Here is a 21916-nt window from a genome sequence, read left to right on the forward strand (position 1 = left end):
CATGAAAGTGTCATGTTGCATGGCATTGCCTCCATAGTGTGTGTGGCGCTGTTGCCGCGGAAAGACCATCAGTTGAGCCCGACAATGCCGGTTGCGGTGGTGCGCGTCGAAAATATCCGCGTTGCGCGGACCGGCAGCAGGCTGCCGGCGGGCAGGTTCTGGAAGGTCACGGTTGCCCCGGAAAGGACAGTCAGGCAAAGATGTCCGCCATTGCCCACATAGATCGCGCGTGTGGCGGAAGGAAGCGGCTTTGCATCGTCCGGAACGACGTCAAAAGCGTGGGAAGCCGGTGATTCGAGGCCGGCGGCGTAGTGGTCGTAAATCTCAGCCATTGCTGTCTCCCATAAATCGAAATCTGTCGCGATTATGCAGTGGGCCGGGGCGGCGGGGAGATGCGGGGAAGGAGATTTTTGCCCCGGTCGCCGGGACGACGTCCGGCAGGCAGCCATCTGCCCGGCAATTCCGGGCGTTGCGGCGCACCGTTGTCGCTCCATCAATTCCGCGCGACGGAGGGCGGCGGATTTTTCGTCCCCGGCGAACAAGGTGCGACACGGATATTTCCTTCCACGCGCCTCAATTGCGGGCGTGGAGAATGAAGGCCCTGACGGCGGGGGAGGCTTCGGTTTTCCGGTGGGCGATGGCGAGGTCCGACGTCGTGGCGCTTGCCGCAAGCGGTACGTAGCGCACGCCGGGCAACCGCAGGCAATCAAGCGAGCGCGGCACCAGCGCAACGCCAAGGCCAATGGCCACCATGCTGACAATGGTCGTGTAGTCCCTGCCTTCCGGGCTGATTGCCGGCTGGAACCCGGCTTCGTTGCAGGCCTCGATGGTGTTGTAATGAAAGCCGACATCCGGCGGCTGCCGCGGCGTGATGAAGGTTTCACCGGAAAGATTTTTCAGATCGACCTGCGGGGCAAAAGCCAAAGGATGGTTTTCCGGCAGCGCTGCCATCAAGGGCTCCCGCAACACCACGTGGGTTGTCACACCTTCCGGAACAGGGGCGGGCGGGCGGATAAAGGCGAAATCCAGATTGCCGTCGGCAATCCTGGCCAGTTGCAGCCGCATTTCCATCTCGATCAATTGCAGCTCCACATCGGGATGGGAGGCGCGGAAACTGGCGATCGACTGTATCATCAACCCGGAATAGGCGGCGGAGGCGACATAACCGATGGAGATGCGCCCGGTTTCGCCGCGGCCGACACGCTTCAGCGTTGCAAGCGTCGCCTCGGCATTCGACAGGATTTTCCGGGCATCCTCGTAAAGAAGCTGGCCTGGCATGGTGAGCTTCACCGACCGCCTTGTGCGATCAAGCAACGGCATGCCGACGATCTGTTCAAGCGCCATGATCTGCTGGCTCAAACCCGGCTGGGCAATGCCGAGGCGGGCAGCGGCGCGCTCGAAATTGCGCTCGTCCACCAGCGTGGTGAAATAGCGCAGATGCCGCAGCTCGAACGCGTCAGCCCGGTTCGCCGGTTTTCTGCCCATTGTCAGCGCCTTTTTGGCAGGTTTTGAATAATTCCAAACTATTATGGAGAGAGATTTCATAACCAAAAATTATGAAAAAATCCAGTTTCACTTATTGGATCGAAATCCACACCTTGCGTAATAAGATGACTTTAATTCTCCAGTAAATGACTGCCTATGGCTGGTGCGGGTGACGAGGGATTTTGGCGTGCAGGGAAAAATCAAACACATTTCCATTCTGGCTGGTGGCTGCGCCGCCATTGCTTATGTGGCGTTCCTGGCCCCGGCTTCCGCCCTTGCTCAGGACGCCGGAACCACGGTGCTGCAGACCATCACCGTTGACGGCGCGAAAAATCAGGACCCCAAGGCGCCCGTGAAGGGTTATGTGGCAACAACCAGCGCCAGCGCCACCAAGACAGGGCGATCCCTGATCGAGACGCCGCAATCGGTATCCGTCATCACCAGAGATCAGATGGATGCGCAGGATGTCCGCAATCTCGGCGAGGCGCTGAATTACGTCCCGGGGGTGGTTGCGCAGCCGTTCGGCGCCGATCCGCGTTTCGATGCGCCGCGCATTCGCGGCTTTCAGGGGAATCAGCTGCAGTTCCTCAATGGTCTGCGGTTGATGCGGACGGCCGGTGCGCCTTCTTTTGAGGTCTACGGTCTGGAGCGCGTGGAGGTCATTCGCGGGCCCGCTTCCGTGCTCTACGGGCAGGGCAATCCCGGCGGCCTTATCAATCTCAGCAGCAAACGGCCGACCTTCGAACGGTTCGGTGAAGTCGGTGCGCAGATCGGCAGCTTCGATTATTATCAGTCGATGTTCGATATTGGCGGCCCGGTGGCGGATAGCGACAGTTTCGCCTATCGCCTGACCGGCCTTGCGCGCAACGCCCATGCCCAAACGGACAATTTGCAGAACGACCGTTATTTCATCGCGCCGGCTCTCACATGGCAGCCGGACGAGGATACGAAGCTGACTGTTCTTGCCTCCTATCAGCACGACAATCCGAGTTCGCCCTCCGGCCTGCCGCCGGCGCTGACCTATTTCAGACCCGGCAATATGCTGGACCGCAGCTTTTATGTCGGTGATCCGTCCTTCGATACATCAAACCGCAAGTTCACCAATATCGGTTATGAATTCGAACACCGCTTCGATGAGACCTTCACCTTCCGTCAGAATGCGCGTTATTCCAATTTCGACTGGTCCTACCGCGCGCTCGGCATGTCTTCGACCAGCGGCGGCATGATAGGCAATCTCATCCGTCGCAATGCGACGTTCCAGGACGAGCTGCTGAACACCTTCAACATCGACAACAGCCTCCAGGCGGATTTTTCCACGGGGCCGATCGATCATACCCTGCTTGTCGGGCTGGATTACCGCTATTTCGACAATAACGTCAAAACCGAGTTCTGGGCCGCAACGCCGCTCAATCCCGTCAATCCTGTTTATGGCGGGCCGATCAGCCTTACCTCGCGCACGCTTTATGCCGATGTGAAGACCGATATTTCCCAGATCGGCCTTTATGCGCAGGACGAGATGGCGATCGAGAACTGGCGCATCACTGCCGGCCTGCGGCAGGACTGGGCAAGCACCAGCGGCACGACCTTCAATGGCACCACCTATCGCACGCTCGACAAGGATGACCACAAGCTGACCGGTCGTGTCGGCGTCAGCTATCTGTTTGATGGCGGGATCGCGCCCTATGTCAGCTATGCAACCTCCTTCGAGCCAGTGCCGCAGCCGGCTGTCGGTGATGCGCCAAAACCGACCACAGGTGAACAATGGGAAGCGGGTGTCAAATACCAGCCGGAAGGTTTCGACGGTTTCTTTTCGGCGGCGATCTACGATCTGAAACAGAAGAACGTCACAACGACGGTGGGTGGCGTGACGCAGCAGATGGATGAGGCGCACGTGAAAGGCCTAGAGCTTGAAGGCGTTGCAAGCCTTGTCGACGGGCTCGACCTGCGCGCGGCCTATACCTACATGGACAGCGAGGTCTCCGGCCGTGTGAATAATGGGAACGAGCTTGATAGCACCCCCCGGCACGCCGCCAGCCTTTGGCTCGATTACACCTTCCCGGAAGATACCGCGCTCGAAGGTTTCGGCGTCGGCGGCGGTGTTCGTTACGTTGGAAAACGTTATGGCGATGCCGCCAATACCTTTGAGATGAAGGGGCTCGCCCTGCTCGATCTCGGCGTGCATTACGAGAAGAACGGCTACCGCGCCTCGCTTATGGTGCAAAACTTGACTGATAAAGAATATATTTCTAGTTGCTCCACTTTCGGATGCTATTACGGTGACGGAAGAACGGTCATGGGCAAGCTGACCTATCGTTGGTAACGCCACATCTAAGTGAAGCAGCAGGGGCATGACGCGCAAGGATCGATGGATGTCTCCCGTTTGGGGACGGCGGGAGTTTTTGGCCCTGCTCGCTGCTGCGGCCTTTGCTGGCGCGACGCGGGCACAGTCGACCCCGCGCATTGCCGCCATTGACTGGGCGATGCTCGAAACAGCCGTGGCCCTTGGCGTCATGCCGGTGGCGGCGACCGAGCTTATCCAGTTCCGGGCGGGTGCGGTGGAGCCCGAAATCCCGGAAACCGTCGCCGATCTCGGCCTGCGCGGCGCTCCGAATTTCGAGCTCCTGCAACTGACCCGACCCGATCTCATTCTAATCTCGCCCTTCTACACCCGCTACACCGGCAGGCTTGAAGCTATCGCGCCGGTCTTCTCGTTGCCCTTTTACGTAAAGGGCGAGCCGCCTTTCGCAAAGGCGCTGGCGGCAGTCACGGCGCTTGGTGAAAAGCTCGGGCGGGCCGAAGAGGCGCGCAGGGTTCTGGGTGAAACCGAAGCGGCGCTGCACGCCATGCGGACCCGCCTCGCCGGATTTGCGGCGCGGCCGACCTATGTGATCAATATCGGCGACGCGCGGCATTTTCGCGCTTTCGGTGCGGACAGCATGTTCGGGGATGTTCTTGGCCGGCTGGGGCTCGCCAATGCCTGGGTGGATCGTTCGCAATTCACTTTCGCGGCTCCGGTCCCGATTGAAAACCTCGCGGCCTCGCCGGATGCCCGCATCGTCGTCGTCTCCGATATTCCGGTCGAGGCACGGGAAACGTTGCGCAACAGCGCAATCTGGCGGGCACTGCCTGCCGTGCGGGAAAACCGCGTTGTGACGCTTGCCAATGTCGCCCCCTATGGCGGCATCACCGCCGGCATGCGTTTTGCGCGGCTTCTGACCGAGGCGCTTTCGGTGCGGGGGGAAGCCCTGTGACGGCGCGCCCTCTCCAGATTGTCCTGGGGCTGCTGTTCGCTCTCGCCTGCGGGCTCTCCTTGCATGCAGGGCTGCTCCGGCTGCCGTTCAGCGCATGGCCCAGTCCACCGTTCGATGCCGCCAACCTGTCGATGGATCAGGTGATTTTCGCCTTCAGCCTGATGCCCCGCGTGGCGGTTTCCGTTCTGGCGGGCGCGATGCTCGGTCTGTCCGGGGCACTTTTCCAGCAATTGCTCCGCAATCCGATTGCCGATCCTTCGACGCTCGGCATCTCGGCCGGCGCGCAACTGGCCATCGTCATCGCCACCCTGTTTTTTCCATCTGTTCTGGACGGCAACCGCGCCCTGGTGGCGCTTGCCGGGGCCGCTGCGGCCGCGGGTATTGTCTTCCTGCTTGGCTGGCGGCGCTCCTTCGAGCCGGTGACCATGGTGGTGTCAGGATTGCTGGTCGGCATCACCGCCGCTTCCGTTTCCGCGGCGCTGACGCTCGCGCAGGGCGAATATCTGATGTCTCTGGTGGTCTGGAACGGCGGCTCGCTCAGCCAGCAGGACTGGTCGAACGCCCTGTCTCTCACCTGCCAGCTTCTGGCAGGGCTCGTTCTGACCGGCCTGCTGATAAGGCCTTTGACGGTTCTCGGTCTCGGCGATTCCGGTGCTCGATCGCTCGGCGTATCGCTGTTTTCGATCAGGCTCGCGGTTGCGGCCGTCGCGGTCATGCTGGCCGCCTTCGTTGCTTCTGCGGTCGGTCTCGTCAGCTTTATCGGTCTTGCCGCACCGGCACTCACCCGGGCGCTGGGCGTGCGGCGCTCGTCTTCCGTTCTGTTCGTTTCGCCGCTGCTCGGCGGTCTGCTTCTATGGTTCTGCGATAGTCTGGTCCAGCTTCTGGCAAGCACGACGGCGGAAGTTTTTCCAACGGGAGCGGTGACGGCCCTGATCGGCGGTCCGCTGCTTCTGTGGCTCCTGCCGAAAATCCGGCCGACAGACGTGCAGCGCGGTGAAGGCGTCGAGCTTGCGACAAGACGCCGGCTTACGTCCCTGCTGCCTGCACTGGCCATCATGGCGGTGCTGGTGTCTGCCGCACTCGCCGTTGGCAAGGGACCGGATGGCTGGGAAATGCTGAAGGCGGACGATCTGCAAAGCCTGTTGCCGTTCCGCTGGCCCCGGCTGCTGGCCGCCATGGCCGCTGGCGGTCTTCTCGCGATGGCGGGTGCTCTTTTGCAGCGACTGACAGGCAATCCGATGGCGAGCCCGGAGGTGATCGGCGTCAGCGGCGGTGCGGGCCTCGGTTTTGCCGTCGCCATCACCATTTTTCCGGCAGCAGGCCTGCTGGAACTGTTTTGCGGCGCCGGCATCGGCTCGGCGGTCGTCATGATCCTTGTGCTCTTCTTCGCCGTGCGCAGACACCTCCCGCCGGAAAAGATACTGCTCGCGGGCATTGCCGTCAGTTCGCTCTGCTCGGCGGTGCTTTCGGCGCTGCTTGCCATTGGCGACCAGCGGGCATGGCAGATCCTCGCCTGGCTCAGCGGCTCGGGTTCGACGGCAACGCCGGCTTCGGCGATCTTTCTCGCCGTTCTTTCCATCGTGCTTCTGGCGGGAGCGTTATCGGTCACGCGCTGGCTGACGATCCTGCCGCTTGGGCGGGATGTGCCGCTCTCCCTCGGCCTGCCGCTCGGCGCTGCGCGAACCGCCGTCATCGCCGTGGCCGGCATTGCCACCGGTGCCGCCTCGCTGCTGGTTGGTCCCTTGAGTTTCGTCGGGTTGATGGCGCCCCATATTGCGCTGCGCTCCGGTTTCACAACGCCACGTGACCATCTCTTCGCCTCCTTCCTGTTCGGCGCGGTGCTGATGGCGCTTTCCGATCTTGGCGCGCGGACGGTGACCTTTCCCTATGAACTGCCGCTCGGACTTTTTGCGGCGCTTGCCGGCGCGCCCTATCTGATCTGGCTTTCAGGCAGGCGATGATGAATTTTTTGAAAGATGTATGGAGATGAGAAGCATGGGTCAGGCAGTGCCCGCGGCCGGTTACGATGATATGCCGCTTTTTTCTCTGGATGGCGTCACCATGGAAGTGCCGGGCAGGACATTGCTGCAGCCGCTGACGGCCAGTTTTGCGACCGGCAAGACCATCGGCCTGATCGGCCATAACGGTTCGGGAAAATCCACGCTGCTGAAGATTCTCGCACGGATACAGGAGCCGACGGCGGGCCGGGTGTCCTTCGAAGGGAAGGCGCTTGCCGCCTGGGGCAATCGGGAATTTGCGCGAAAGCTCGCCTATCTGCCGCAATACACGCCGGCCGCTTCCGGCATGCTGGCCAAAGAACTGGTTGCACTTGGCCGTTATCCCTGGCACGGCGCCCTGGCCCAGTTTACGAAGGCGGATCAGGAAAAAGTGGACGAGGCGATCGAGCTTACCGATACCGTTGCCTTCCGCGACCGGCTGGTGGATACGCTTTCGGGTGGCGAGCGTCAGCGCGTCTGGCTTGCCATGCTGGTGGCCCAGAATGCCGAAAGCCTGCTTCTCGATGAACCCATCTCCGCACTCGACCTGGCGCACCAGATCGAGGTGCTTTCGCTGGTGCAGAGACTGTCGCGTGAAAAAGGCCTTTGCGTCATCGTCGTGCTGCACGACGTCAACATGGCGGCACGCTTCTGCGACGAGATCGTCGCGCTGCATTCCGGCCGGTTGATTGCCCGGGGAACGCCGGAAGAGATCATGACGCCGGAGACGCTGGAGCGCATCTATGGCGTGCGAATGGACGTGATGACCCACGCCGCCACCGGCCTTCCCGTGGCCCTGCCGTTCTGATGTTGTTGCTGCAGAACCACGCCCGCCAACGCTTGCTGTTGATGGTGATTCCGCACGCATTTCCCGCCCTAACAATGTCTTAATGGCATCCTACCGCCATCAGACATTGTTAACCGTTCGGCTTTCATCGCCTCCAATTAAGTTGTTTTGGATCGATTTCAGGGAACAAACGTTAACAGTGCGGAATTCAATATCCGGAGAGGGCAAGAAGGGCTGCTGCGGGTAGGAATAAAACAGGAGATAATCAGATGAAAAAGGCTGTTGCCGTAACTTTTGCCGCATTGACGATGGGCCTTGGCGGAACCGCATCCGCACTCGCTGCCGACCTTGCACGATACGAACCGGCTCCGCAGGAGCAGGACGATCGCAACGGCGTCAAGATCGGTTACCTCACCTGCGATATCGGCGGCGGCGTCGGTTACGTTCTCGGCTCGGCCAAGGAACTGGATTGCACCTTCCAGTCCACGATCGGCGCACGTCGTACCGACCACTATAGCGGCGCTATCCGCAAGATGGGCGTTGACCTTGGTTTCACCACGCAGGGCCGTCTGGTCTGGGCCGTTTTCGCCCCTACCGCCGGTTACCACCGCGGTTCGCTCGGCGGCCTCTATCAGGGCGCAACGGCTGAAGTCACCGTCGGTCTCGGCGTTGGCACGAACGTTCTCGTCGGCGGTACTTCCGGCTCGATCCAGCTGCAGACAGTGAGCGTGACCGGCCAGGTTGGCCTTAACCTCGCCGCCACCGGCACCTCGGTGACGCTGACGGCCATGAACTGATCCGGCTGATGCCCGGAGGCTAGAGCCGGGCATTAGGTCGCATGACAAAATACGCCCTCTTCGTTGTCAGACGCAGAGGGCGTTGTATTATCAGGGGTATGATGTCCCCGATCAAAAAAGTCGCGGCCGCGGTCGCGTTCATCCTCCTCCCGGCGTCGGGCGCTTTCTCCGAAGGCGACGCTGCGCATGGCGAGAAGGTTTTCAGCCGCTGCTCCACCTGCCACAGCATCGACGCGCCGCGTACCCGCATGGGGCCGCATCTGATGGGCGTGGTCGGAAGACCCATCGCATCCATCGCTGACTACAGCCACTATTCACAGGCGCTGAAGGATGCTGGAGCGGCAGGCAGGGTTTGGTCGGAGGAGGAGTTGCAGAAATTTCTGTCCAGTCCGAAGAAGGCGCTCCCGGGAAATGCAATGCGCTTTTTCGGCCTCTGGAGCGAGAGTGATATCGCCGATCTCATTGCTTATCTGAAAACCCGTCCGCTGCCGCAATAACGTCAGAGCGGTGCTTCTGACAAAATATCTTCCGCTTCTTCCGTCGTCATCGACATAACCTTCGACCCGATTTCGAAACCAAAACCATTGCGGGCAAATGCCGAAAACTCCTTTGCCTTGCGCTTCTCATCAAGCTCGACCCGACGGTAAGGGCCAAAAGCGCGTTTTCGCGCAAAATTGATGGCTGCGACCAGATCGTTGGTTTCCTGAAGGGCGACGGCTGCGGTCTCCCGGTCTATCCCCTTAAGCTGAAGCTTTTGCGCCAGCCCCCGTTTCGATTTGCCGCTGCGCTGCCCGCTTCGCACGGTGATTTCCGCAAAGGCTGTATCGTCAAGCGCCTTGATCTCATAAGCGAAACGCACCGCGAAATCGCCAAGCGCCTTTATCTGCGCGGCGCCGATATCCTCGAATTTTTCCCGTGCCTTGCGCATGATGGCGTCGCGCAGCTGCTTTTCCGTCATCATGCGCTGTTCCAGCCGGTATAGAGCGGAATTGCGTGCCCAGGAGAGCATGCGGCTGGTTGGTTCAACGGCCGGGGCTTTGCCGTCGAACTCCATATCGTCAGTCAGGAAAAGGTTGGAATCGTCACTCATGGGCCAATTATAGCGCTCTGAAGCGATCTTGCCACTTCCTGCCAGACCAGCGTTTTCGGATTTCAGGGTGTCTGTGCACCGGTTGCGGCGACATAGACCGAATAGAGCGATTTTGTCGCGGTGATGAACAGGCGGTTCTTTTTCGGCCCGCCGAAGGTGAGGTTCGCCACTGTCTGCGGCACCTTGATCTTGCCGATGAGTGTGCCGTCAGGCGCAAAGCAGTGCACGCCGTCACCGGCGCTCGTCCACAGATTGCCGGCCGTGTCGAGGCGAAAGCCATCTGGCAGGCCATTGTCGATATTGCAGAATTCCCGGCCGTTGGCGAGTTTTACGCCATCCACGACGTCGAAGACGCGGATATGGCGGGGTCGGGTGACATCGTGGCTGTAGGAACTGTCGGCAATGTAGAGCTTCGTTTCGTCAGGCGAAAATGCGAGGCCGTTCGGCTGCACGAAGTCGTCGATGGCGATGTCGATCTTTCCGGTAGCGGGATCGAGCCGGTAGACATTGCGGGTCTTCTGCTCCGGCTCGGCCTTGTAGCCCTCGTAATCGGACAGAATGCCGTAGGTCGGGTCGGTGAACCAGACGCTGCCATCTGATTTCACCACCACGTCATTGGGTGAGTTCAGCCGCTTGCCGTCGTAGCTATCGGCAAGGACGGTGATCGAGCCGTCGACCTCGGTGCGGGTGACGCGGCGGCCTCCATGTTCGCAGGACACAAGACGTCCCTGCCGGTCGCGGGTGTTGCCGTTGGTGAAGTTGGAGGGCTGGCGATAAACCGAGATTCCGCCATCCGGCACCCAGCGAAGCATGCGCTCATTGGGGATATCGCTGAAAAGCAGGCAGTTCAGGTCGGCGAACCACACCGGTCCCTCTGCCCAGCGGCAGCCCGAATAAAGCTCTTCCAGCTCGGCATTGCCGACGATCAGGTGGCGGAAACGGTCGTCGTGAATTTCGTAAGGTGAAGTCTTGTCTGTGGTCATGAGCGTGGTCCGCTTTGGCTTGTCGTTCGGGGTCAGCGCGTGGCCTTCGGGCCGCTCGCCAGAAGAATGACGGAGATGATGATGAGACCGGTGAGGATGAGGCGGATGCCCGCGCCGAAACCATAGGTATTCAGCATCGAGACCACCAGGAACATGAAGAGCGATGCACCCCATATGCCGGGCACGTTGGAATCCCCTCCCGCCACCGCCGTGCCGCCGATGACAACGACGGCGATGGACATCAGCAGATATTCCGAGCCCATGTTGAGCGCCGCACCGCCGGAGAAGCTGGCGAGCAGGTAACCGGCAATTGCCGCCAGCACCGCACAGAGGGCGTAGGTGACGAAGCGTGCGCCATCCACGGGAATGCCGGTCATGCGGGCAGCGAAGGTGCTCTGGCCGATGGCGGCAATCCAGCGTCCGTAGAAGGAGCGGTCCAGCAGCAGCCATGCAATGACGGAAAGCAGCAGGGCGACCAGGGCGACGTTGGGAATGCCGAGAAAACTCGATGTGGCGAATGTGGCCAATGTTTCCGGCGGCTTGATGCGCAGGCCGCGGTTCGACCAGATGGCGATGGACTGCACGATGAAGCTCATGGAGAGCGTCGCGATGATCGGCGGGATGCGCAGGAGCTTGATCAGGGCATAATTGCCGATGCCGATGGCGATACCGATGAGGATGGCGATCAGCAATCCCGGCAGAATGAGGCTGTCCGATACATCCATGAACTTCAAGGCAAGCGTCCCCGACAGCGTCATCGTCGCGGGAACGCAGAGGTCGATATTTCCGGGCCCGAGCGTGATGACGAACATCTGGCCGATGCCGACGATGACAGAAAAGGCCGCGAAGGTGAGTGCTGCGTGCGACAGGCCGAATGAGCTTGCGCCGCCAGTGAAGAGCACGGTGATGATCCAAACCGCAATGGTTGCGGCAAAGGACCAGATCCACGGTTTTCTGGTGAGGGAAGAGAGCCCGTTCATTGATTTTTCTCCCGCTTTTCGAGACGGTTGAGCAGGATGCGCAATGCCAGCACAATGATGAGGATTGCACCTTGCGCGCCAATCTGCCAGTCCGGCGAAATCCGCATGAAGGAGAGGAAGGAGCCTGCAAGCGTCAGCGTCAGCGCGCCGATGACGGCACCGATGGGCGATACTCTTCCGCCGACGAATTCGCCGCCGCCGAGGATGACGCCGGCAATCGACAGCAGCGTGTAGCGCAGCGCGATATTGGCGTCGGCCGATGTCGTCAGGCCCACGAGGGCGATACCGGAGAGCACCGCGAAGAAACCGGCCAGCGCAAAGGTAGCGGCGCGGATGCCGATGACTGACCAGCCGGAACGCTCGACAGAGCGGAAATTTCCGCCGACGCCGCGCATCAACACGCCGAACGAGGAGCGCATGACGATGTAGTGGGCGATGACCGCAATCAGGATACTGGCGACGATCGCGATCGGCACGAAAGGCGGTTTCGCCGTCATCAGCGTGCGGATGAAGGCAGGCGCCTGGCCGCCGGGCGAGGGGAGAATGAGCACGGCGAGGCCGCCCCAGACGAAACTCATGCCGAGTGTGACGACGATGGAGGGCAGGGCGCGGATATGGATGATGGCGCCGAGCAGTGCATAAACCGCGATCGCCCCGGCAAAGATCGCAATACCGAGGAATGGCGTCGTTTGCAGGAAGGTCGCGGTGACGCAGGCGCAGAAACTGACGAAGGTGCCCATCGACAGGTCGAGATCGTTGACCGACATGATGAGCATCTGCGCAATGGTGGCGAGTGCAATCGGCACTGCCAGATTGAACAGTAGGTTCAAGCCGGTGTAGCTCATGGCACGCGGCTGCATGTAGAAGACCGCGGCGAGCAGGAAGGCGAGCGAGGCGGCGGGAATGATGAGGCGGAGTGCGTTTGCCGAAAGTTTCATGCGTGGTCTTCTCCGGCAAAGGAAGCGGCCAGCACATTCTGTTCAGTGATGTCCTCGCCCACCAGTTCGGCCTGAATGGCGCCGTCGCGGAAGACATAAACCCGGTCACAGAGACGGATTTCATCCATCTCGGTAGAGTACCAGATGAAGGTGCGGCCGTGAGAGGCTTCAGTTCTCAAGATATCGTAGACCTCCTGTTTGGTGCCGATATCGACGCCGCGCATCGGATCGTCCATCAAAACGGTGCTGGCGGTGGTGGCGAGCGCACGGGCAAAAAGCACTTTCTGCTGGTTGCCGCCGGAGAGAGACAGGATCTTGTTGCCCATGTCGGGCGTGCGAATTTCGATGCGCTTTTTCCACTGCGCGCCCAGTTCGCTCTCCTTGCTCCTGTCCACAATGCCCGCGGATGAAATATCCCGCAGCGACGCGATGGAGAGGTTCTTCAGGATGCTCCACAGCGGGAAGGTGCCGTTGAGGCTGCGGTCGCCCGCGACGAAAGCGATATCGGTCTTGCGCGTCGGCAGCCAGCTGCTGTTGCGGGCAAGATAGAGGTCGAGAAGCGCTTCGGTCTGGCCATGGCCGCCGAGGCCGGCAAGGCCGATGATCTCTCCGCGGAAAGCCTCGAAGGCAAGGCCTTCGCCCCGGCGCGCCGGCATGGAAAGCATCTTTTCGCCAGCCTTGCGGCTCTCACCCTTTTGCCTGTCCTGCGGCTTGACGACGCTGCCCATGGCCTCCACCAGCGTCCGCGTGGTGAATTCGGCGGCGGGCCGGTTGGCCACCACGCGGCCATCCTTCATGACAACGGTGCGGGTGGCGGTTGAAAGAATTTCACCGAGAATATGCGAGATCAACAGAACGGAGCCGCCGGTGCGCACAAAACGCCGGACATAATCCATCAACTGTTCGGCAAGGCCCGCGTCTAACGAGGATGTCGGCTCGTCGAGAATGACCAGCCTCGGGGCTTCAGGCGTGCGGCAGAAATTGATGGCGATTTCCACCATCTGCCTCTCTGCAATCGAAAGCTCGGCAATCGTCAGTTCGCAATCGATGCCGTGGCCGGGAAAAATCTCGTCGAGCGTCTGGCGGATCATGGAAAGAGCGCGCCCGCGCCAGTTCCGCCCGTTCATGGCGGCATGCATGATGCGGACGTTTTCGCTGATTGTCAGATTGGGGCAGAGCGAGAGTTCCTGAAAGACGCAGCGCACGCCGCTCGCACGCGCAGCGGCTATGCCGTGGCGGTTCTGGTTCCCACGATAGGAAATGGAGCCTTCATGCGGTGTGAGCCCGCCATTGATGACATTGACGATGGTGGATTTGCCTGCGCCGTTGTGGCCAACGAGCCCGAGGCATTCCCCGGCGCGGATGACGAGATCGGCCCCATCCAGCGCCCTGACCGCGCCGAACACGACCTTCACGCCGCGCGCGGCGACGACTTCTTCCGCCTCGATGATGTCATTCATGAGCAATTACGCCAGTGATCTGAAATTGAATGTAGGCATCACTGCGGCGCTTCCTTCGAAAGCGCCGCAGGATCAGGCAGGAACCGCGGGTTACTTCGCCGCGGAAATCACCTTCTGGGCATCCTCAAGCGAATATTCCACATTCGCCACGCCACCCTTCTGGGTGTTCTTGAGGTTGTCCTCGAGATTGGCCTGGTCGATGCGCAGGAAGGGCACCGTCAGGTCCTTCTTCACATCCTTGCCGTCGAGAATTTGCTGCGCCACCCAGAAAGCCAGCGTCGAAACACCGGGTGCGATGGAGACGGACATGGTCTCATAGCCGCTCGCATCCTTCTGCTGTTTCCACCATTGCAGCTCGTCTTCGCGGTTGCCCATGACGATGGTCGGCGTCGGGCGCTTGGCGGCGGCAAAAGCCTGGGCCGCACCGTAACCGTCACCACCCTGCGTTACGACGGCCGCGATCTCGGGAAGGCTTGGCAAAATGCCGGCAACGGCGCGCTGGGCGACATCCTGTGCCCAGTCGCCATTGACCGAACCAACGATCTTGAATTGCGGGTTCTTGGCGACGGCGTCGACAATACCAGCATGGATTTCGTCATCCACGGAAACACCGGCTAGGCCGCGAATTTCGAGCAGGTTGCCGCCCTTCGGCATGGCCTTGGCAAGGTAGTCGATCTGGCTTGCGCCCATGGCCTTGAAGTCGACCGCAATGCGCCATGCGCAAGGCTCGGTGACGATGCCGTCGAAGGATACGACGGTGATGCCGGCATCGCAGGCTTCCTTCACCGCGCCGTTGAGTGCAGTCGGCGAAGCGGCGTTGATGACGATGGCGTCGTAACCCTGCAGGATCAGGTTCTGGATCTGCGCCGCCTGTTCGGTCGCCTGGTTTTCGGCTGTCGTGAAGGCGTCAGCTGCGGCCACCTGCTTGTCGGCAACCGCCTGCTTGGTGATCTTGTCCCAGCTGGTCAGCATCGCCTGACGCCAGGAATTGCCTGCGTAATTGTTTGAAAGCGCAATCTTTTTTGCCGACGTATCGGCATGAGCGGTGATCGGCAGCGCTGCACATGCGACAGCGGCCGATGCCAGAAGCATCTTCCTGAAAGCCATTTGATTTCCTCCCTCGTGGCTTGCCCTTTTCGAGCCCGGAATTCTCGCACGCCGCAAATCTCCTCGGCGGCAGGCGGAATTCCTTTGCACTGGAGCTCCTTTCCCCAGTAGAAGCGAGAATGACCAAGAAGATTTGGCTTGTATAGGCGGATCGCGGCAATCTTCCTGCGGGTTTCCGCATAAAGCTTGCGGGAACCCGCAGGACGAAAGGCCACTGCCGGGCGCAGAATGAAGAATGCGGACCCGATGGGTTAAATCTTCGCCGCAGGGATTGGAGGCAGACGCTTGGGAGGGCGTCCGCACATGCTGGATACGCCGAAAAGCGCTCTTTTTCATCACTATATGGGCATTTCGAGGCTGCTCGCCGGGCAGCTGGAGTTTAATGCCATCATTCAGGCGGTCGCAACCGAGATCAGCCATATCATCCCGCATGATCACATGGATGTCTGCATCAAGCAGCTGGATGACAAGTATCACATTGCCTATGAGAGCGGTCTGGTCAGCGCCTGGAGCCGACAGCCGCCCGCACTTCTCACCGGAAGCCCGATCCGGTCGCTGTTGTCGGGCTCGGTCGAATATCTTTTAAGCGGCGACGCCTGTTCCGATCCGCGCTTTCATTTCGAAGGGTCATTTTCCAGCCCCATCATCGAACTTGGCCTGCACAGCCGCCTGCATGTCCCCATGAAGGTGCATGGCGACATCATCGGTGCGCTCAGTTGCTCCTCGCACCAGTCGAACGCCTATACGATGGAAGATGTCACCAATGCCCGCGCCGTTGCGGATTTGCTGGCGCCCTATTTCTACGCCATTCGTGCCGCTGAACAGGCCAAGCGCTCGGCCATCGAGGAGGCGCGCGCCAATGCCCGCGAAGAAGGCCTGCGCCTCGGCGCGCTGCAATTGACGGAAGCGCTGGAGGCCGAGCGGCAGCGCATCGGCATGGACCTGCATGACCAGACTCTGGCCGACCTGACGCGGCTTGCGCGGCGTATCGAGCGCATGAGCCACACTCCCGATATTTCCGGCGAGATGCTGGAGCCGGTGGTGCGCAGCCTGCAGCATTGCATGCAGGATCTACGCGAGATCATCGAGGAGGCGAAGCCCTCGATCCTGCAATTGTTCGGCGTCGTTGAAGCCATCGAGACCTATGTGGACCGCTCCGTGCGCGACAGCGGATGCGCTATCGACTGGTCAGTGAGGGACGAGACGGAGGGGCTGGTTGAAAGGCTGGACAAGACGGTGGCCATATCGCTCTTCCGCATCGTGCAGGAGGCCGTGAACAATGCCATTCGCCATGCCCAGCCCGAAACGATTGCCGTGAGACTGGCCGCAATCGACGGCGGGCTGCGGGTGACGGTGAGCGATGACGGCAATGGCGGCGGTGACAGTGGTGCCCCCGGCGGTCTCGGCATGGGCAACATGAAGACGCGGGCGCGGCTGATCTCTGCCCGGTTCGACAGAGGCGGCAACCGTGATGGGGCGGGTACATGCATCACCGTCACCCTGCCTGCGGGCGCTTTCAATTTCCGGGAGGAGATGTGACATGGACGTGCTCATCGTTGAGGATGATGCCCTGCACCGGGCCTATCTGAACGAGGCGGTAAGAGCCGCCCTGCCGGAATGCGACAAGGTGCTGGAGGCGGCAAACGGTAGAACCGGCGAAAAGCTGGCGCGGGAAAATCGCGCCGCCCATATCGTCATGGACTTGCAGATGAACGAGCGCAACGGCATCGAGGCGGCCCGCACCATCTGGAAGGAAAGGCCGGATACCCGCATCCTGTTCTGGTCCAATTATTCCGACGAGGCCTATGTACGTGGCGTTTCCCGCATCGTGCCTGAGGGTGCCGCCTATGGATATGTGCTGAAATCCGCCTCCGATGATCGCCTGCGGCTGGCCCTTCGCAGCATCTTCATCGAGGCGCAATGCGTGATCGACCGGGAAGTGCGCGGCCTGCAGGAGAAGAGCCTCGGCAAGGCGCATGGCTTTACCGATTCCGAATATGAAATCCTTGTCGATGTCGCGCTGGGCCTCACGGACAAGGCGATTGCGCGCCGGCGGAACCTGTCGCTGCGCAGCGTGCAGAACCGGCTGCAAAGCCTCTACGAGAAGCTGAACGTGCATCAGGCGGCCGGCGATGACGAGGCGGAGGGCCGGTATAATCTTAGAACCCGCGCCGTTACCGTCGCTTTCCTGCGCAAGCTTTTGAATTACAGCGCGCTGGAAAAGGCCGAGCGCGAACTGGCGGAATGGGTGGGAGGCCGCTGACCTGTCAGGGTAAAAAGGCCAGCAGACGTCGTTCATCCGCCCTGAGGCCGGAGACGGGTTTTGCCCCGACCTTCAAGATGCGGCTGAGCTTTTTCTGGGCCTTTTCCTCCGTGGCGATATCGAGAACAGCGGGGTGCACATAGCTCTTGCGGCAGATGGCAGGCGTATTGGAAAGCTCGGTCGCCGCAGCCTGGCACATGCCTTTTATGCTCGGTTTTTCACCGGCTGCCACATGCTCCATGGCGTTGCAGAAGGCCGCGAGCGTTCCGCCCCAGGTGCGGAAGGTCTTGGCGGAAGTGCCCTGGCCGCCGATGCGTGAGAGATATGCGTTGAGATCGCTGGAATCGACGGAGTGAACCCGGTTTTCACTATCCTGCCAGACGAAGAGTTCCTTGCCGGGAAGATCGGCAATCTCCTCCAGGATTTTCTGTAGCCGCGGGTGTCGCAATTGCCTTTTCACCTTCTGCCCGCCTTTGGCGGCGAAGCGCAGTTCAATGGTTTCACCGAAGGAAACGTGGCGCTTGAGCAGTGTCGTTGCGCCATAGGTGCCGTTACTCTCAAGATAGGAGCGATTTCCGACGCGCAAATAGGCGGCATCAAGCAACAGGGTGAGGGCTGCAAGCGTCATTTCCTGCCCATGGTCCTGTTTGCCGACGTCGGCCATGGCGCGACGGCGGATGGCAGGGAGCGCCCTTCCGAAGCTTTTGAGCTGGAAGAACTTCGTTTCTCCCCTGAGCGTATGCCAGTCGGGATGATAGCGATATTGCTTTCGGCCGCGGGCATCAAACCCGGTGGCCTGCAGATGCCCCGACGGGTCGATGCAGATCCAGACATCCTTATACGCGGGCGGTACACCGAGCGATTTGATGCGCTTCAGCTCATCACTATCGCAGAGGAGTTCGCCGCCCGGCAGCCGGTAACAGAAACCGCGTCCGCGTTTTTCGCGGGAAATACCCGGTTCCTGATCACTGACATAGGCAAGTCCGATTTTGGCAAGAAGGCGGGTTGGCGGCTGTGGCATTGTTTTTCCCGGCAGGTTTCACGCTGCGGCAAACGAAAAACAGGCCGCCTTCGTTCCGGCAGCCTGCTGTTCCTGTCATCGCTTTCTCAGGTGGCCTTGGCGATCCGTAGAATTTGCGAGTTGCCGCCGCCGCGCTCTTCAGTCACGGCATAGACAGCGCCATCCAGACCCACTTTCACATCACGAATGCGCGCTTCCAGCGGCAATCGGCTTTCCGTCGCAACCCTATCGCCGTCAATGTGCAGGATGACGAGGCCCTGGCTCACCAGACCGCCGACGATGAAGGCCCCTTTCCACTCGGGAATCTGGTCGCCGTCGTAAAAGGCCATGCCGGACGGGCCGATGACGGGGTCCAAATAATAAACCGGCTGTTCCATGCCTTCCTTGGCTGTTGCACCCTCGCCAACCGCCCGGCCGCTATATTCCACCCCGTAGGTAATCACCGGCCAGCCATAGTTAAGGCCCGCTTTCGGCAGGTTCAGCTCGTCGCCGCCCTTCGGCCCATGCTCGACCGTCCAGAGCCGGCCCTGACCATCCAAAGCCGCGGCTTGAAGATTGCGGTGGCCGTAGCTCCAGATTTCCGGAAGAGCATTCTGCTGTCCGGCGAAGGGATTTCCCTCGAAGGCCTTGCCATCGGCATCAATCCGGAAGACTTTTCCGAGACCGCTCGACAGATCCTGCGCCTGCACGCGCGGCGTGGCATCCGAACGCTCCCCGACGGTGACGTAAAGTTCGTTGTCCGGTCCGAAAACCAGCCGTGATCCGAAATGCTTGTCGCCATCATAGGTCGGCATCTGGCGGAAGATCACCGAGACGTCTTCCAGTTTCGCCGCTCCACCGTCTTCTGTCAGTTTGGCCGATGCGACGGAGGTGCCGTTACCGCCCTCACGCGGCTCGGAAAAGGAGAAGAAGATTTTACGGGAGGTTTCGAAATCGGGCGCCAGCGCTATGTCGAGAAGCCCGCCCTGTCCATCGGAAGCCACCTCCGGCACGCCTTCTATCGCCGGCCCGGCCTTGCCGTCAGCGACGATATGCAGGGCGCCCTCCTTGGCAGCGACGATCATGCGACCATCGGGCAGGAATTCCATGGACCACAGATGCGGCAGACCATCGGCGACGACGGTTTTTTCGATGCTCGGCTGGGCAGCAGCCTGAGGCGCGCGCGTCTGGCCCTCAAAAGCCGGTTTCTGATCCGGCGCATTCGGCCGTTTCGTTTCGGCAGCCGGGGCGGGCTGTGCGTTGGCTGCGCCGGCCAAAGGAACGGCAAGCATCGCGCACAGGATCGTTGAATTCAGAAATCGGTTGTTGTGGAACATGGGTCTCCCTTCCGTCGTTTAGGTCACGCAAGAAACCATTTGGGGAGGATTTCGTTTCCTTCGACAGTTTCAAGAAAACTTGATCATTGCGTGTGCAGGCGTCACGCTCTTTTCTCATCCATGCGAATTCATAGGGAACCGTGAGCCGTGCGCTGCGTTTGGCCTCTGTTATACGGAGGGCGCCATGCAAATCATCGACAACAAGACCATAGACGCGAACAGAACCAAGCCGATCCTCAACGTGGCGGAGTTCTGCCGCCGTTATCGGCTCGACAAGGCTGAGGAAGTCAGGCTCAGAAAGCTGTTCGGTGAGTTCGCCTCGCGGCATGAGCTTCTGATGAACGCGCAGCGAAAGCCGAACTTCCGCTGATCATTCATCCTCGTCGTGGGATTTTCCGAAGATCATGAAGACATCATAGCGGGTGTTCTTACCCAGTATCTGATGTGATGGCTTGCGAACACCCGGCATCGGGTCGGCGCGGAGCGGCCACTTCAGAACCACCCGCTTCGTCGCATTCTCCAGCGCAGCCTCCATCAGCTCAACCTGGTCCGGGTCGGCGCCGACCAGTTCTCTCAGAACCCGCATCTCTTTTTTTACCAACGCCGTGTTGTGGCGCGGCGGATGCATGGGGTCGACAATCACCACCTCCGGTGACAGTTCTTTCAGCAAATGCCGGGAGTCGCCTTGGAGCAGAGTCATGCGCGCTGCCGCGTCGGCATAAGCGCCGCCCGCTTCCAGTGCACGACGAATGCCGTCAGCGAGGTGTGCGTGCATCTCCGGCGAGCGCTCGATGAGGGTGACGTCAGCCCCGAGCGATGCGAGCAGGAAGGCATCCCGCCCCAGGCCAGCCGTGGCATCGACGATTTTTGGCGTGCGGCCCTTGGTGAAACCTGCGGCCTTGGGCAATGCCTGTCCGCGCCCCTCGCCGGAACGAAAACGGTGCCCCACCGCGCCGCCGACGAAATCCACCACGAAACTATCGTTTTGTTCCTTCATGTCGACCTCAGAACGGAGAGGGCACGGTATAGATGACATCCCGGCCGTCCGGATGACGGAATGCCACTTCCTGCGCATGCAGCATCAGGCGGGGCGCGGCGGAGAGCGCCTCACCTTCGGCATAAAATTCATCGCCGAGAATGGGATGGCCAAGCGCCTTCATATGCACCCGCAATTGATGGGTGCGCCCGGTGAGGGGAGTGAGCGCCAGCCGCGTCGCTGGAAGCGGCAGTCGTTGCAGCACCTGCCACAGGCTCTGCGCGGACTTGCCATTTTCGTGGTCGACCCGGTGGCGGGGCTTGTTTTCGGGATCGATGGCGAGCGGCAGGTCCACTTCTCCGGCCTCTCCCTCAACCTCTCCCCAGACAATGGCGACATAGGATTTGCGCGTCTGGCGGTTTTCAAACTGCGACGCAATTGCCGCGTGCGCCCTGCGGTTCAGCGACATCAGCACGATGCCCGAGGTGTCCTTGTCCAGCCGGTTGATCATCAGCGCTTTCGGGAACTGCTTCTGCACACGCGTCATGAGGCTGTCGGAAAGCGCCGGATCGCGCCCCGGCACCGATAACAGCCCGCTCGGCTTATCAAGCACCAGCAGATCGTCATCGCGGTGCACGATGGTGAGCCAAGGGTCGAGTGGCGGATTATAGATGAGGTTGGAAAGCTCGGATGACATGTCGCTTCCTTAGCACGAATTGCGCATTCGGACAGGCGCTAGAGCATTTCCAGGAAAAATGGGCCCCGGTTTTCCGACCGGAAAAGAGTCAGAGTGTTTTCGCGATTCGAAGAAAGCGAAAACTCTAGTCGGGAATTTGCAGATTGACGCGTCCGCTGGTCAGGTCGCTGAGGAGCCGGGTCAGTCGTTCCGTTTCCTCGGCCGGAACCGAAAGCACCATATCCGCGCCGGTGCCGGTAAAGTCCTCCCTCTCAAGCCGCAGGTTCGGCGTGGCGGAAAGGCGTGATTTCACCAGTGCTAGGTCTGAGAAAGGGCAACTCAGCGTGGCGCTGACATAAGCGATGACCGGTGACGTCTCGCCGAGGCGAAGACAGGCCGCCGCCGTGCCGCCATAAGCGCGCATCAGCCCGCCGCTGCCGAGCAGAATGCCGCCAAACCAGCGGATGACGAGAACCGCGACATTGTCGAGTGCCTGACCGTCGATAGCCTGAAGGATCGGTTTACCGGCCGTTCCCGAGGGTTCGCCGTCATCGCTAAAACGATAGGTCTGACCCGCTCGCCACGCCCAGCAATTATGGTTTGCATCGGGATCGGAATGCGCTGCAAGAAAGTTCTTCGCGTCCTCTTCACCCGTCACCGGCGCCGCAAAGGCGATGAAGCGGCTTTTTTTGATATCCTGCGAAAAGGTGACGGGGCGGTCGAGCGTGAACATGGGCGCTTCAATATCGCATATATTCGCCTGCGGAAATCGCTATAAAGCGTTCAACG

Annotated in this window: 22 protein-coding genes; 9 read left to right on the forward strand and 13 right to left on the reverse strand. The window is 60.6% G+C overall.

Features of this window, described 5'->3' with window-relative positions:
• Window positions 1-68: 68 nt before the first annotated feature.
• A complete protein-coding gene (locus ACZ47E_RS14650) occupies window positions 69-332 on the reverse strand; it encodes a spike base protein, RCAP_Rcc01079 family (protein WP_035207506.1) in 264 nt (87 codons plus the stop codon).
• Window positions 333-573: 241 nt separating this feature from the next.
• Entirely contained in the window at window positions 574-1485 is a 912-nt protein-coding gene (locus ACZ47E_RS14655; protein WP_004437596.1) for a LysR family transcriptional regulator, read from the reverse strand.
• Between the two features lie 187 nt (window positions 1486-1672).
• Here ACZ47E_RS14655 and ACZ47E_RS14660 point away from each other — a divergent pair, with 187 nt between their 5' ends.
• The 6 genes from ACZ47E_RS14660 to ACZ47E_RS14685 all read left to right on the forward strand — a co-directional run bounded on the left by ACZ47E_RS14660 (window position 1673) and on the right by ACZ47E_RS14685 (window position 8814).
• Window positions 1673-3805 (forward strand): TonB-dependent siderophore receptor, encoded by a 2133-nt coding sequence (locus ACZ47E_RS14660; RefSeq protein ID WP_278067711.1) that lies wholly within the window; start codon window positions 1673-1675, stop codon window positions 3803-3805.
• Window positions 3806-3833: 28 nt separating this feature from the next.
• Entirely contained in the window at window positions 3834-4736 is a 903-nt protein-coding gene (locus ACZ47E_RS14665; protein ID WP_162696227.1) for an iron-siderophore ABC transporter substrate-binding protein, read from the forward strand.
• Window positions 4733-6697, forward strand: a complete 1965-nt coding sequence (gene fhuB, locus ACZ47E_RS14670; protein WP_100911336.1) for a Fe(3+)-hydroxamate ABC transporter permease FhuB — start codon at window positions 4733-4735, stop codon at window positions 6695-6697. The genes ACZ47E_RS14665 and fhuB overlap by 4 nt, the downstream gene beginning before the upstream one ends.
• Window positions 6698-6731: 34 nt before the next feature.
• Complete coding sequence (locus ACZ47E_RS14675) at window positions 6732-7541, forward strand: ATP-binding cassette domain-containing protein (protein WP_464017002.1); 810 nt, start codon at window positions 6732-6734, stop codon at window positions 7539-7541.
• 248 nt (window positions 7542-7789) lie between these two features.
• The gene (locus ACZ47E_RS14680) at window positions 7790-8317 is read left to right on the forward strand and encodes a DUF992 domain-containing protein (protein WP_004437608.1); all 528 of its coding nucleotides are present in this window, start codon (window positions 7790-7792) and stop codon (window positions 8315-8317) included.
• A gap of 98 nt (window positions 8318-8415) precedes the next feature.
• Entirely contained in the window at window positions 8416-8814 is a 399-nt protein-coding gene (locus ACZ47E_RS14685) for a c-type cytochrome (RefSeq protein ID WP_044459488.1), read from the forward strand.
• 2 nt (window positions 8815-8816) lie between these two features.
• On the opposite strand, the gene recX is transcribed toward ACZ47E_RS14685, so the two are convergent.
• From recX to ACZ47E_RS14715, 6 genes are all read right to left on the reverse strand, one after another.
• Window positions 8817-9407, reverse strand: a complete 591-nt coding sequence (gene recX / locus ACZ47E_RS14690) for a recombination regulator RecX (RefSeq protein ID WP_142187133.1) — start codon at window positions 9405-9407, stop codon at window positions 8817-8819.
• 62 nt (window positions 9408-9469) lie between these two features.
• Window positions 9470-10390, reverse strand: coding sequence for an SMP-30/gluconolactonase/LRE family protein (locus ACZ47E_RS14695; protein ID WP_006698128.1), 921 nt, complete (start codon window positions 10388-10390; stop codon window positions 9470-9472).
• 32 nt (window positions 10391-10422) lie between these two features.
• The gene (locus ACZ47E_RS14700) at window positions 10423-11370 is read right to left on the reverse strand and encodes an ABC transporter permease (protein ID WP_278067709.1); all 948 of its coding nucleotides are present in this window, start codon (window positions 11368-11370) and stop codon (window positions 10423-10425) included.
• Window positions 11367-12308, reverse strand: coding sequence for an ABC transporter permease (locus ACZ47E_RS14705; RefSeq protein ID WP_112555348.1), 942 nt, complete (start codon window positions 12306-12308; stop codon window positions 11367-11369). Before ACZ47E_RS14705 ends, ACZ47E_RS14700 begins: the two co-directional genes overlap by 4 nt.
• A complete protein-coding gene (locus tag ACZ47E_RS14710) occupies window positions 12305-13768 on the reverse strand; it encodes an ATP-binding cassette domain-containing protein (RefSeq protein WP_278067708.1) in 1464 nt (487 codons plus the stop codon). The genes ACZ47E_RS14705 and ACZ47E_RS14710 overlap by 4 nt, the downstream gene beginning before the upstream one ends.
• 90 nt (window positions 13769-13858) lie before the next feature.
• Complete coding sequence (locus ACZ47E_RS14715; RefSeq protein WP_004437634.1) at window positions 13859-14875, reverse strand: ABC transporter substrate-binding protein; 1017 nt, start codon at window positions 14873-14875, stop codon at window positions 13859-13861.
• Between the two features lie 303 nt (window positions 14876-15178).
• On the opposite strand from ACZ47E_RS14715, the gene ACZ47E_RS14720 reads away from it, so the two are divergent.
• Window positions 15179-16414 carry a GAF domain-containing sensor histidine kinase gene (locus ACZ47E_RS14720; RefSeq protein WP_006698126.1) on the forward strand — a complete coding sequence of 412 codons (1236 nt, stop codon included), beginning with the start codon at window positions 15179-15181 and terminating at the stop codon, window positions 16412-16414.
• 1 nt (window position 16415) lies between these two features.
• A complete protein-coding gene (locus ACZ47E_RS14725; RefSeq protein ID WP_004437639.1) occupies window positions 16416-17138 on the forward strand; it encodes a response regulator transcription factor in 723 nt (240 codons plus the stop codon).
• A 4-nt stretch (window positions 17139-17142) separates the two neighbouring features.
• On the opposite strand, the gene ACZ47E_RS14730 is transcribed toward ACZ47E_RS14725, so the two are convergent.
• The gene (locus ACZ47E_RS14730; RefSeq protein WP_278067707.1) at window positions 17143-18159 is read right to left on the reverse strand and encodes a DNA topoisomerase IB; all 1017 of its coding nucleotides are present in this window, start codon (window positions 18157-18159) and stop codon (window positions 17143-17145) included.
• 86 nt (window positions 18160-18245) lie between these two features.
• Complete coding sequence (locus ACZ47E_RS14735) at window positions 18246-19475, reverse strand: PQQ-dependent sugar dehydrogenase (RefSeq protein WP_464017003.1); 1230 nt, start codon at window positions 19473-19475, stop codon at window positions 18246-18248.
• Window positions 19476-19659: 184 nt separating this feature from the next.
• Between ACZ47E_RS14735 and ACZ47E_RS14740 the strand changes: the two genes are divergently transcribed.
• Window positions 19660-19845: a hypothetical protein gene (locus ACZ47E_RS14740; RefSeq protein WP_004437649.1), complete on the forward strand. Its 186-nt coding sequence runs from the start codon at window positions 19660-19662 to the stop codon at window positions 19843-19845.
• Here ACZ47E_RS14740 and ACZ47E_RS14745 read toward each other — a convergent pair whose 3' ends face one another.
• The 3 genes from ACZ47E_RS14745 to ACZ47E_RS14755 all read right to left on the reverse strand — a co-directional run bounded on the left by ACZ47E_RS14745 (window position 19846) and on the right by ACZ47E_RS14755 (window position 21860).
• Window positions 19846-20472, reverse strand: coding sequence for a class I SAM-dependent methyltransferase (locus tag ACZ47E_RS14745; RefSeq protein ID WP_278067705.1), 627 nt, complete (start codon window positions 20470-20472; stop codon window positions 19846-19848).
• 7 nt (window positions 20473-20479) lie between these two features.
• Window positions 20480-21148 (reverse strand): pseudouridine synthase, encoded by a 669-nt coding sequence (locus ACZ47E_RS14750; RefSeq protein ID WP_278067704.1) that lies wholly within the window; start codon window positions 21146-21148, stop codon window positions 20480-20482.
• Window positions 21149-21272: 124 nt separating this feature from the next.
• A complete protein-coding gene (locus ACZ47E_RS14755) occupies window positions 21273-21860 on the reverse strand; it encodes an IMPACT family protein (RefSeq protein ID WP_278067703.1) in 588 nt (195 codons plus the stop codon).
• Between the last annotated feature and the right edge of the window lie 56 nt (window positions 21861-21916).

It is taken from the genome of Agrobacterium sp. 5Ca39 (genome assembly GCF_055382365.1).

Bases quoted from the DNA above. Each gene is read 5' to 3' on its own strand.
- ACZ47E_RS14680 (WP_004437608.1), top strand. From the start codon at position 7,790: ATGAAAAAGGCTGTTGCCGTAACTTTTGCCGCATTGACGATGGGCCTT.
- ACZ47E_RS14720 (WP_006698126.1), top strand. From the start codon at position 15,179: ATGCTGGATACGCCGAAAAGCGCTCTTTTTCATCACTATATGGGCATT.
- ACZ47E_RS14710 (WP_278067708.1), bottom strand. From the start codon at position 13,768: ATGAATGACATCATCGAGGCGGAAGAAGTCGTCGCCGCGCGCGGCGTG.
- ACZ47E_RS14755 (WP_278067703.1), bottom strand. From the start codon at position 21,860: ATGTTCACGCTCGACCGCCCCGTCACCTTTTCGCAGGATATCAAAAAA.
- ACZ47E_RS14735 (WP_464017003.1), bottom strand. From the start codon at position 19,475: ATGTTCCACAACAACCGATTTCTGAATTCAACGATCCTGTGCGCGATG.
- recX (WP_142187133.1), bottom strand. From the start codon at position 9,407: ATGAGTGACGATTCCAACCTTTTCCTGACTGACGATATGGAGTTCGAC.
- ACZ47E_RS14665 (WP_162696227.1), top strand. From the start codon at position 3,834: ATGACGCGCAAGGATCGATGGATGTCTCCCGTTTGGGGACGGCGGGAG.
- ACZ47E_RS14685 (WP_044459488.1), top strand. From the start codon at position 8,416: ATGATGTCCCCGATCAAAAAAGTCGCGGCCGCGGTCGCGTTCATCCTC.
- ACZ47E_RS14715 (WP_004437634.1), bottom strand. From the start codon at position 14,875: ATGGCTTTCAGGAAGATGCTTCTGGCATCGGCCGCTGTCGCATGTGCA.
- ACZ47E_RS14675 (WP_464017002.1), top strand. From the start codon at position 6,732: ATGGGTCAGGCAGTGCCCGCGGCCGGTTACGATGATATGCCGCTTTTT.
- ACZ47E_RS14745 (WP_278067705.1), bottom strand. From the start codon at position 20,472: ATGAAGGAACAAAACGATAGTTTCGTGGTGGATTTCGTCGGCGGCGCG.
- ACZ47E_RS14700 (WP_278067709.1), bottom strand. From the start codon at position 11,370: ATGAACGGGCTCTCTTCCCTCACCAGAAAACCGTGGATCTGGTCCTTT.
- ACZ47E_RS14740 (WP_004437649.1), top strand. From the start codon at position 19,660: ATGCAAATCATCGACAACAAGACCATAGACGCGAACAGAACCAAGCCG.
- ACZ47E_RS14705 (WP_112555348.1), bottom strand. From the start codon at position 12,308: ATGAAACTTTCGGCAAACGCACTCCGCCTCATCATTCCCGCCGCCTCG.
- ACZ47E_RS14650 (WP_035207506.1), bottom strand. From the start codon at position 332: ATGGCTGAGATTTACGACCACTACGCCGCCGGCCTCGAATCACCGGCT.
- ACZ47E_RS14695 (WP_006698128.1), bottom strand. From the start codon at position 10,390: ATGACCACAGACAAGACTTCACCTTACGAAATTCACGACGACCGTTTC.
- ACZ47E_RS14655 (WP_004437596.1), bottom strand. From the start codon at position 1,485: ATGGGCAGAAAACCGGCGAACCGGGCTGACGCGTTCGAGCTGCGGCAT.
- ACZ47E_RS14730 (WP_278067707.1), bottom strand. From the start codon at position 18,159: ATGCCACAGCCGCCAACCCGCCTTCTTGCCAAAATCGGACTTGCCTAT.
- ACZ47E_RS14750 (WP_278067704.1), bottom strand. From the start codon at position 21,148: ATGTCATCCGAGCTTTCCAACCTCATCTATAATCCGCCACTCGACCCT.
- ACZ47E_RS14725 (WP_004437639.1), top strand. From the start codon at position 16,416: ATGGACGTGCTCATCGTTGAGGATGATGCCCTGCACCGGGCCTATCTG.